Below are 10,204 nucleotides of genomic sequence, written 5' to 3' on the forward strand. Positions count from 1 at the left end.
CGATTTGAATCTGCCGCTGGAAAAAGCGGAGTGGAAAACCGTGGTGCTGGACGAAACCAGCCAGGAGCTGGTCGTCCCGAACGGCAGCATCGGCCACCGCTGGGAGGGCAAGGGAACCTGGAACCTAAATGAGGTCGATCACACCGGGAAAAACTACGATCCCCAGATGAGCCTGCTGGGCAGCGAAGACGAGACCGTCACCCTGAATCTTCCCTATTTTGACGACCGGACACGCGCCGTGCTGCACCGTTCCGTGCCCGTCAAGCGGATTGAAATCAACGGCGAAACGCGTTACGTGGCCACCGTGTTCGACGTGATGCTGGCCAATTACGGTGTTCCGCGCAGCCCGGATGCCGAAGGGTATCCAAAGGACGAGACCGATCCGAGTCCGTACACGCCCGCCTGGCAGGAACCCTTTACGGGCATCAAAGCCGAGCAGGTGCTTCAACTGGCCCGCGAATTCGCCCAGAATGCCATCGACACCAAGGGCCGCTCCATGATCATCATGGGCGCGGGCATCAATCACTGGTTTCACGCAGATATGACCTACCGCACCATTTTGAATCTGGTGCTGCTTACCGGCTCTCAGGGCGTGAACGGCGGGGGATGGGCGCATTATGTGGGGCAGGAAAAGGTCCGCCCGGCTGAAGGCTGGCAGACGGTGGCGTTTGCCCGGGACTGGTCCATGCCGCCGCGCCTGCAAAATGCCACGTCCTATTATTATTTCGGCACCGATCAATTCCGCTACGAGGAAATTCCGATGAGCGAACTCACGGCTGCCACCATCGGGAAGCCGCGTTACGAGCATCCGGCGGATTACAACGTGCTCTCCGTGCGGCTGGGCTGGTCGGCGTCGTACCCGCAGTTCAACCGCAATTCGTTGAAACTGGCCGACGACGCCCGGAAGTCGGGCGCAAAAACCAGCGATGACATCATCCGGCACGTGGTTCGCGAATTAAAAGACAAAAAGCTGGCGTTTGCCCTGGAAGACCCGGATCATCCGGTGAATTTTCCCCGGACGCTGTTTGTGTGGCGGGCCAATCTGATCTCCAGTTCGGGTAAAGGGCACGAGTATTTTCTGAAGCATTTTTTGGGAACCCATCAGGGCGTGCTGGCCACGGAATCCCGGGAGCTGCGCACCACGCAGGAAGTAACCTGGCGGGATCAGGCGCCGGAGGGCAAACTGGATTTGCTGGTCAATCTGGAATTCCGCATGTCCGGTACCGCCCTGTATTCGGACATTGTGCTGCCGGCGGCCACCTGGTACGAAAAAACGGACATCAGCAGCACGGATATGCACCCGTACGTGCATCCGTTCAATCCGGCGATTTCGCCGCCGTGGGAGGCCAAATCGGACTGGGGCATCTTCAAGAGTCTGGCCAAGCGGGTTTCCCGGATGGCACAGACCCATTTGCCGGACGTGCAAACCGATCTGGTGGCCGTGCCCCTGCTGCACGATTCTCCCGGAGAAATCGCCCAGCCTTTTGGCCAGGTGAAGGACTGGACCAAAGGCGAGGTGGAGCCGGTTCCGGGCAAAACCATGCCCAAATTTGTGCTGGTTGAACGGGATTACACCCGGATCTACGACAAGTTCGTTTCGCTGGGACCGCTGGTGGAGAAGAATCCCGTGGGCGCGCACGGCATTTCCTGGTCGGCTAAAGAGCCGTTCGAGCAGTTGAAACGCCTTTTGGGGACGCACCGCACCGGGGCCAACGCGGGGCTGCCGGATATTTCGGAAGCACCGAAGGTGATCGAAGCGATGCTGACTTTGTCCAGCGCCACGAACGGCAAAATGGCGGCAAAGGCCTGGGAGGCGGAAGCGCAAAAAACCGGCCTGCCGCTGGAAGGCTTTGTTCAGGAGCGGGAGGCGGAACGCTTTACGCTGGAGACGATTACCGCCCAGCCCAAAGAAGTCATTTCCACGCCCGTGTTTACCGGCACGAATAAGAACCGCCGCTACTCCCCGTTCACCATCAATATCGAACAATCCGTGCCGTTTCGCACGTTGACCGGCCGCCAGCATTTTTATCTGGATCATGAAATCATCCTGGAGTTCGGCGAAGGGCTGCCGGTGTACAAGCCCACGCTTTCCACCCAGCCGTTCGCTAAAATCGACCGCATTCCTGCGGAATCGGGCAAGACCATCGCCCTGAAATATTTGACGCCCCACGGCAAGTGGAACATTCACAGCATGTTTTACGACAATCTCCACATGCTCACGCTGTTCCGCGGCGGCCCCACGGTGTGGCTCAATCACGAGGACGCCGCCCAGATTGACGTGCGGGACAACGATTGGATCGAGGTGTACAACCGCAACGGCGTGGTGGTGGCCCGGGCTGTGGTCAGCCATCGCATGCCACGGGGCACGACCTACATGTACCATGCGCAGGATCGCACCCTGAACACGCCGGGGTCGGACATCACCCACCTGAGCGGCGGCACGCACAACAGTCCCACCATGGTGCACGTGAAGCCCACGCATTTCATCGGCGGGTACGCCCAGCTCAGTTACGGATTTAATTACTACGGCCCCACGGGCAATCAACGAGACCTGAAAGTTTTCATCAGAAAATTGAAAAAGGTGGTTTGGCATGAAGATTAAAGCACACGTCGCGATGGTGATGAACCTGGACAAGTGTATCGGCTGCCACACGTGCAGTGTGACCTGCAAGAACACCTGGACGAACCGCCAGGGCGCCGAGTACATGTGGTTCAACAATGTGGAAACCAAACCGGGCATCGGCTATCCGAAGGATTGGGAAAATCAGGACAAACACAAGGGCGGCTGGGCGCTTAAAAACGGCAAGCTGCAGCTCAAATCCGGCGGACGATTTTCGAAATATCTGAATATCTTTCACAACCCCGATTTGCCCACGCTGGACGATTATTACGAGCCCTGGACGTACGATTACGAGAAGCTGACCAGCAGTCCGGCCAAAAAGCACCAGCCCGTGGCGCGGCCCCGGTCGCAAATCACCGGCAAGACGATGGAAATCAAATGGGGCCCGAACTGGGAAGACGATCTGGCCGGCTCCAAGGAAACCAGCCATCTGGATCAAAATCTGCAAAAGATCGAGGAAGAAATCCGGATGGAGTTTGAGGAAGCCTTCATGATGTACCTGCCGCGCATCTGCGAGCACTGTCTCAATCCGTCCTGCGTGGCAGCGTGTCCGTCCGGTGCGATGTACAAGCGGGAGGAAGACGGCATTGTGCTGGTGGATCAGGAGGCGTGCCGGGCCTGGCGTTTCTGCGTGTCGTCCTGCCCGTACAAAAAGGTCTATTTTAACTGGAAAACGCACAAAGCGGAAAAATGCACCTTTTGTTTCCCGCGGATTGAAGCGGGTTTGCCCACGGTTTGTGCCGAAACCTGTGTGGGGCGCATCCGTTACATTGGCCTGGTGCTGTACGACGTGGACCGGGTGCAGGAAGCCGCCTCCGTTCCGGACGAGAAAGAGCTGTACCGCGCGCAGCAGGGGGTGTTCCTGGATCCCAACGACCCGGACGTGATCCGGCAGGCCCGGGAAGACGGCATTGCCGACGACTGGATTGAAGCGGCTCAGAAATCGCCCATCTACAAACTGGCCATCGAGCAGGGCATTGCATTGCCGCTGCACCCGGAATACCGCACGCTGCCTATGGTCTGGTACGTGCCGCCGCTCAGCCCCATTATGAAGGTGTTCGAGGGGAAATCGAAAGCGGCCGATGCCGGTGATATTTTCCCGGCCATCGACGAAATGCGCATTCCGGTTCAGTACCTGGCCAATATGCTGACGGCAGGCAACACGGAGGTGGTGCGTACGGTGCTGAAGAAGATGGTGCTCATGCGTCAGGTCATGCGGGCCAAGACCCTCGGTAAGCCGTTTGATGAACATGTGCTGGAAGAGGTCGGCCTGAGCCTGCAGACGGTTGAGGAGATGTACCATTTGCTGGCCATTGCCAATTATGAGGATCGGTTTGTGATTCCCACGGCGCACAAGGAAAAGTACGAAGATCTGTACACTGGCCAGGGCATGACGGGGTTCGAATTCAGCGAGGGATGCAGCACGTGTATTTAAAGTGGCCTTTGACGAATTGGACGTGCCGGGGACGTCTGAAAAACAGCGGAGCTGTTTAACATTTGTAGATTCATTGCGGGATGTAAAAAGAGTGAACCCCGAAGGGGTTCAACACGAGCGGGTTTGCCTGTGTTCAACACCTTCGGTGTTGAGATCGTTTCTGTTGGTTGTAACTTCTACAAATGTTTAACCCACTTCGTGGGTTTTAATACGCTCCGACGTTTAAAGGGAATTCCGGAATAAGAATGGACAGACGCGAATTTTTCAAACTCATGTCCGTGCTGCTGCACTATCCGGATGAAACGGTCCGCGCTCTGGATTGGCAGGCCGTGGCTGCCGAATTGGACAATTCCGAATGGGCTGAAGCGCTGGATGCATTCGGGAGCTATTTCCGGCAGACGCCGCTGGAGACGCTCCAGGAAAATTACGTACGTACGTTTGATTTCAACGACCAAACAACCCTGTATCTGACGTATTCCAAATTGGGCGACGAGAAGGAACGGGGACAGGCGCTGGCCGAGCTGAAACAGATCTACAGCGATGCGGGATTGACGCTCAGCTCCACCGAGTTGCCGGATTACCTTCCGCTGGTTCTGGAATTTGTTTCTCAGGCCGACGCGGAAATCGGGATCGATCTGCTGCGCCGTTTTCGGGAACCCATTGCCCGCACGCAGCAGGCGCTCGCCGCCGGGGAAAGTCCCTACGCGCTTTTGTTGGAAGGACTTTTGATCGAAATAGACCGCACCCTCTCAGAAGGAGTTTTGTGATGAATGATTTGAATCAATTTCTCTGGGTCATTTTCCCTTACGTGATGCTCACCATTTTTGTCGTGGGGCACATTTACCGCTACCTGACCGATCAAATGGGGTGGACATCCGAATCGAGTGAATTTTTGGAGAAGAAGAGCCTGCGCTGGGGCAGCCTGTTGTTCCATTACGGAATTCTGCTTGTTTTCGGCGGGCATGTGGTGGGATTACTGGTGCCCAAGTCCATTTTGGCCACTGTCGGCGTTAGTGACGAAGCGTACCATTTGGTTGCCGTTTATTTTGGCGGAGCCGCCGGTGTAGTCACCGTGATCGGCCTGTTTTTGCTGCTCGTCCGCCGCTACGGAGATACACGCGTCTCCGTAACCAGCAACTTTGGCGATAAATTTATCGCCCTGCTCTTGTTTTTGGTGATCGGCTTCGGAATTTACAACACGCTTGGATTCAATCTTTTTGTTGGCGGCTTTGATTACCGTACAACCATTTCACCGTGGCTGCGCGGGCTGATCGTCTTTTCCCCGAATCCGAACCTCATGCTCGGTGTGCCGTTGGTGTACCGGCTGCACGTGATTTTCGCCTTTCTGGTTTTTGGCGTCTGGCCCTTTACCCGGCTGGTTCACGTGTGGAGCGTACCCATTGCCTATCTCACGCGCAGCCCGATCATCTACCGAAAGCCGTGCGGGCAAACACCGTAGCGAAAGAAATTTTTGTATTTATTCACCGTAGAGCCGCAAGATCTTCCGGCTCTACAGTTAAAAATCGGATCGTTTTACCACGAAATCTCCTGTGCGGGCACCTACCCGGCCGGCGACCAAATTGCATTTGATAACCAGAAGAAAATACACCGGGCGCGGCGCATCAATGAGCCCCTCCAAATTGCCTTGTCCCTTGGAAATAACCACATCCGCATTCAGAAACTCATTTTTAAATTCCGCTGAAGCCGTTTCCCAAACGGCACCCGGGGCGTCATCGCCCGTTGTGATGATTCTGGCCAGCCGGTCCAGCCCAACCCGTTTGGCGTCCTCCAGGGTGGCATCATTTAAAACGGGCCGGCCGCGCACGGCAAAAAGGATATTGGGATGATGGATAGTTTCGATGAAAAGTTTATCCAACACAATTTCGCCGCAATTGTCCCCCACGTAAAGCACCGTGGATGCCTTTTGCAGATCACGGCGCAGCCGGGGAGAATCGTCAATGGCCAGTTCTGCTTGCACGACGCGATGGATTGTATCCATGACATCCAGCTGATGCTGCGGACCAAAATCGATCACATTGCCGGCGATGGCCAGGCGCATGGCCATGTCGAAGGGATCGTCAGCCCTTTCAACCTGGTGTTTGAAATCCTCGTACAGATTCAGCATCATCTGATTGGTTGTTTCTTTAATCTCCTTGTAGGGGTCGGGATTTTTAAGGACATTCCGTATCATCCGGTGCATTTCCCGGCCCAAAGCCGGCGGGGATTGATGGTAATCGGCCTTCGCCAGAAAATCCAGCAGGGATCGCATGGCCGGTTCGTTTTCGGAATCGGGCAAAATACCGGATTTCAGCAATCGCAAAAAGCTGTTGACAATGCAGGGGATGCAGTCCAGTGAAAGATTCAATTTTCGTTCCTTTTAGCGTTCTGCTGTGGCCAGCTTTTTGGAGAGATTCTTAATCATATCCTCACTCATTTTATCCAGGTCAAAATGGGGTTTCCATCCCCATTCTTTTTGGGCTGCGGAATCGTCGAGACTTCTGGGCCATGAGTCGGCAATTTTTTGTCGAATGGGATCCACCTGATAGTCCATTTCAAATTCCGGAATAAATTTTCGAATGGATTGGGCCATATCTTCCGGCGAGAGGGACATGGCATGGATATTAAAGGCGTTGCGATGGATTAAATGAGGAGGCGGGGCTTCCATCAGTTCAATGGCCGCACGGATTGCATCCGGCATGTACATCATCGGCAGTTGTGTGTCCGGTTTCAAATAGCAGACGTATTTTTTTTGAAGGATTGCCTGATAATAGATGTCCACGGCAAAATCTGTGGTCCCTCCGCCGGGAAGGGTGCGATAGCTGATGAGGCCCGGATAACGCAATCCTCTTGTATCCACGCCAAATCGGGCGAAATAGTAATCGCAGAGCAATTCTCCCGAAACTTTGGTAATGCCATAGATTGTGGTGGGGCGCTGCAGCGTGTCCTGGGGTGTTTTGATGGCGGGTGTATTGGGGCCGAAGGCGGCAATGGAACTCGGAAAAAAGACGCTGCAATGGGCGGTTCGGGCAATTTCAAGCACATTCGTCAAGCAGGTCATATTGACCTGCCAGGCTTTTTGGGGGTCGGTTTCGGCAACGGCCGACAAAATCGCCGCGAGATGAAAAATGGTGTCCGGTTTGTAATCGTTTACCAGACTTAGAACGGCATTTTTTTCCATGCAATTGATTTTGTGGAACGGGCCTGCCTGAGATATCTCTGGATTGGGATGGTCTTTAATATCCGCAGCAATTACCGCGTCATTCCCGAATTTTTTGCGAAGCGACAACGTCAGTTCGGAACCAATCTGTCCGGCAGCACCAAGCACTAAGACCTTTTCCATTGTTCGTTCCCTTTTCTGTTTTTATGTGATTTTCATGCTCGACATGTTTTTGTGGTCGTTAAATGACAAATAAGTTCACTCCAAAAACACGGAGTTGCACACACGATGCTAATTTAATTTCAATAAAATCAATTCGCCAAAATTCGTGAAATTAGTGGGCAAAAGTTTTTTAGAGCAGACTCATAAATCGATAGATTATTATCAATGTACGAATGCATACCTTATTTTTCAACAATAAAAATGGTTTTTGCTTGATTTGACACCCGGAAAAACAGGAAGAACAGAAGGGTGAAACAAGACAGATTTTTTGAAAAAATATCCTTTGCAACCCTACGCATTTATTAATCAATTTGAAAGGACGTGTCATTACAAATGGACTCAAATTCGTATGGCCGCGAATGCGCGAGCGAACCTTTGCAGAGGGACCCGTTATTTAAATGCCGGCGGCGTGTCGAATTCATTTTGATTTTTTCATTTTTATTTGTTACATTTGAGTGGATTTGTTTCCCCCGTAACCGCAATGCATTCTTGGGTTCCAAAACACATTAAACGTATTGGGAGGTTTTATGCAATTACGACCAATCCCTTTTGGGTTGTTGATTTTTGCAATCCTAATTTCTCTATTTTTACCGGCCTACGGACAGAATGATCTTTCAAGACTTTTCCTTCCCCCGGATTTTCAGGCAAAACGGATCAGCAGTTCTGCTGCGGATTTAAACAGTAACGGCGACTCCCGGTTAATTGCACCGGGCAAAACCCTGGTGCTGGCTGATCTGGACGGACCGGGAATCATTTCACACATCTGGGCCACCGTTGGATCGTCCGATCCGTTTTGGGGGCGATCTCTGGTGCTGCGAATTTACTGGGACGGCGCTCCTGAACCCAGTGTGGTGGCCCCATTCGGAGATTTTTTTGGTGTTGGCCACGGTGCCCTGACGTCATTTAATTCGGCGGTCGTGACTCGATCTTCGTATGGCCGCGCGGTCAATTGCTATTGGAAGATGCCATTTCGAAAACACGCCAGAATTACCGTGACCAATGAGTCGACAGTGTTTCCAACGGAATCCTTTTATTATCAGGTGGACTGGCAAAAGTGGCCCGAACTGCCGAAGGATATCCTCTATTTTCATGCACGGTATCGACAGGCCATGCCCGCGGGCCCGGGCGATTACACCATCCTTGAAACAACAGGCAAAGGGCAGTATGTGGGTACGGTCTATTCTGTTCAGGAAATGGAGACGGGCTGGTTTGGAGAGGGGGACGATCGATTTTATATTGACGGAGAGACAACGCCATCACTCCGCGGAACGGGAACCGAAGATTATTTTGGTGACGGCTGGGGATTGCGCCAGTTTTCACGTCCCTATTATGGTGCGTCTTTGTGGGAAGGCTATTTCCCCGGCGATCGTGTGACGGCTTACCGCTGGCATATTCCGGATCCGGTGACGTTTAAAAAATCAATCAAAGTGACCATCGAGCACAAAGGAAGTGTGTACACGGACACCGGTCAGCACCTTGGTCAATCTATTGAGCGGCCGGATTGGATCAGCTCGGTGGCTTTCTGGTATCAATGGCCGCCCAGAACATTTCACACGCCGATTGCGCCTGTGGAAAAGCGCCTGGCACCCTACCGTATTTTGAAGGCGAGCGAGCTGGGAATCCAGGCTGATCCTCCCCGGCATCTTAGCAAAAATAAATTCAGTGTGGATTATTCTCCCATGGTTCCGGATGCTAAACTCAGCTTTACTTTTCGGATAGCTGAGAAGGGCCGCTATCAGGTGAATGCCCTCATTTCTTACTCGGTTTTTGGAAGTCGGTATCAGCCCTTTCTGGACGATCAACCGGCAGGCCCGGTTCTCGATCTGTGTGTTTCCGGGCAGGCTCCGATCTGGACGCGTTTCGATTTGCATGACCTTGAACCTGGTCCACACACACTCCGATTTGAAGGACGAGGCGCGTCCCCGCACAAGCGAACCCTGGTGCCGCCCACTTATGGCATCGGAGTGTATGACATCATTTTACTTCGGCTTGAAGATATGAAGGGATATCATCAAGCGCTTCGAAGAATGCTGAGAAAATAGACGGCCGTTGAATGGACTGGGGAATTTGGACTACTTCAGCCGCCAATGTGTGCCCATGAGAGAAGGCTTTTCCCCGGGGTGTGCCACCTCGTAATACACCGTCCAGATCGAACCGTCCTTCAGTTGCACGGAAGCCGGATAGCCCAGGTCGCCCGTCCGGCCATTTTCGATAATGGCCCGGGTAAGCATGATTTCGTGTGCCACATCCCAGGTTTTCCCGCCGTCTTTACTGATACACGCCCGCTCGGAGTAGGGCTTTTTCCGAACCCCGTACACCACCAAAAGCCAGCCGTTTTTCAGTTGAATTAAATGAGGCGGGTACCCCCAGATGGGGGTTTTGTGGGTAACCGTCCAGGTGTGGCCGCCGTCTGTGCTTTCGGATTGCCTCAGAAATCGCTGGGACATGTCCTTAGGTTGATAGCGGAACATGGCCACGAGTTTGCCGTTTTTCAGCTCCACCACGTGGGGTTCGTAGTACACCTTCAGGGAATCGCCGGGGGGAACAGAGATCTTGGAAATCAGGTGCCAGGTTTTCCCGTCGTCAGTAGATTCCTCCACGCCGACGCCGTGTTTGCCGTTGAAGGTGGCGCTCCCGATGTAAAGCAACCGTCCGTCACGGAGCTGGATGGGGCCATAGGGAGCCGAAACCTCCACACGGATGGGATCTCCCCAGGTTTTTCCACTGTCGGTTGAGCGGCGGATCCAGCTTCCCAGCCAGCGCTTGCGCG

At 53.6% G+C, this 10,204-nt stretch carries 8 protein-coding genes; 5 read left to right on the forward strand and 3 right to left on the reverse strand.

The window, feature by feature from the left end:
• The 4 genes from GXO76_03340 to narI form a co-directional block, all read left to right on the forward strand.
• The coding region (locus GXO76_03340) for a nitrate reductase subunit alpha (protein ID NOY76888.1) at positions 1-2,602 on the forward strand (2,602 nt) is incomplete at its 5' end.
• Positions 2,592-4,055 (forward strand): nitrate reductase subunit beta, encoded by a 1,464-nt coding sequence (gene narH / locus GXO76_03345; GenBank protein NOY76889.1) that lies wholly within the window; start codon positions 2,592-2,594, stop codon positions 4,053-4,055. The genes GXO76_03340 and narH, both read left to right, overlap by 11 nt.
• Positions 4,056-4,300: 245 nt before the next feature.
• Positions 4,301-4,822: a nitrate reductase molybdenum cofactor assembly chaperone gene (gene narJ / locus GXO76_03350; GenBank protein ID NOY76890.1), complete on the forward strand. Its 522-nt coding sequence runs from the start codon at positions 4,301-4,303 to the stop codon at positions 4,820-4,822.
• Complete coding sequence (gene narI, locus GXO76_03355; GenBank protein NOY76891.1) at positions 4,822-5,514, forward strand: respiratory nitrate reductase subunit gamma; 693 nt, start codon at positions 4,822-4,824, stop codon at positions 5,512-5,514. The genes narJ and narI overlap by 1 nt, the downstream gene beginning before the upstream one ends.
• Positions 5,515-5,571: 57 nt before the next feature.
• Here the strand turns inward: narI and GXO76_03360 are convergent, their stop codons facing one another.
• Together GXO76_03360 and GXO76_03365 are read right to left on the reverse strand one after the other, a co-directional pair.
• Positions 5,572-6,420 (reverse strand): DUF89 family protein, encoded by an 849-nt coding sequence (locus tag GXO76_03360; GenBank protein ID NOY76892.1) that lies wholly within the window; start codon positions 6,418-6,420, stop codon positions 5,572-5,574.
• 12 nt (positions 6,421-6,432) lie between these two features.
• Positions 6,433-7,395 (reverse strand): NAD-dependent epimerase/dehydratase family protein, encoded by a 963-nt coding sequence (locus tag GXO76_03365; protein ID NOY76893.1) that lies wholly within the window; start codon positions 7,393-7,395, stop codon positions 6,433-6,435.
• A 566-nt stretch (positions 7,396-7,961) separates the two neighbouring features.
• On the opposite strand from GXO76_03365, the gene GXO76_03370 reads away from it, so the two are divergent.
• The gene (locus tag GXO76_03370; protein NOY76894.1) at positions 7,962-9,476 is read left to right on the forward strand and encodes a DUF2961 domain-containing protein; all 1,515 of its coding nucleotides are present in this window, start codon (positions 7,962-7,964) and stop codon (positions 9,474-9,476) included.
• Positions 9,477-9,506: 30 nt separating this feature from the next.
• Here GXO76_03370 and GXO76_03375 read toward each other — a convergent pair.
• A partial coding sequence (locus GXO76_03375; protein NOY76895.1) for an exo-alpha-sialidase occupies positions 9,507-10,204 on the reverse strand: 698 nt, incomplete at its 5' end.

The sequence above is a fragment of the Calditrichota bacterium genome, assembly GCA_013151735.1.
GTDB lineage: Bacteria > Zhuqueibacterota > JdFR-76 > JdFR-76 > BMS3Abin05 > BMS3Abin05.

Bases quoted from the DNA above. Each gene is read 5' to 3' on its own strand.
- narH (NOY76889.1), top strand. From the start codon at position 2,592: ATGAAGATTAAAGCACACGTCGCGATGGTGATGAACCTGGACAAGTGT.
- narJ (NOY76890.1), top strand. From the start codon at position 4,301: ATGGACAGACGCGAATTTTTCAAACTCATGTCCGTGCTGCTGCACTAT.
- narI (NOY76891.1), top strand. From the start codon at position 4,822: ATGAATGATTTGAATCAATTTCTCTGGGTCATTTTCCCTTACGTGATG.
- GXO76_03365 (NOY76893.1), bottom strand. From the start codon at position 7,395: ATGGAAAAGGTCTTAGTGCTTGGTGCTGCCGGACAGATTGGTTCCGAA.
- GXO76_03370 (NOY76894.1), top strand. From the start codon at position 7,962: ATGCAATTACGACCAATCCCTTTTGGGTTGTTGATTTTTGCAATCCTA.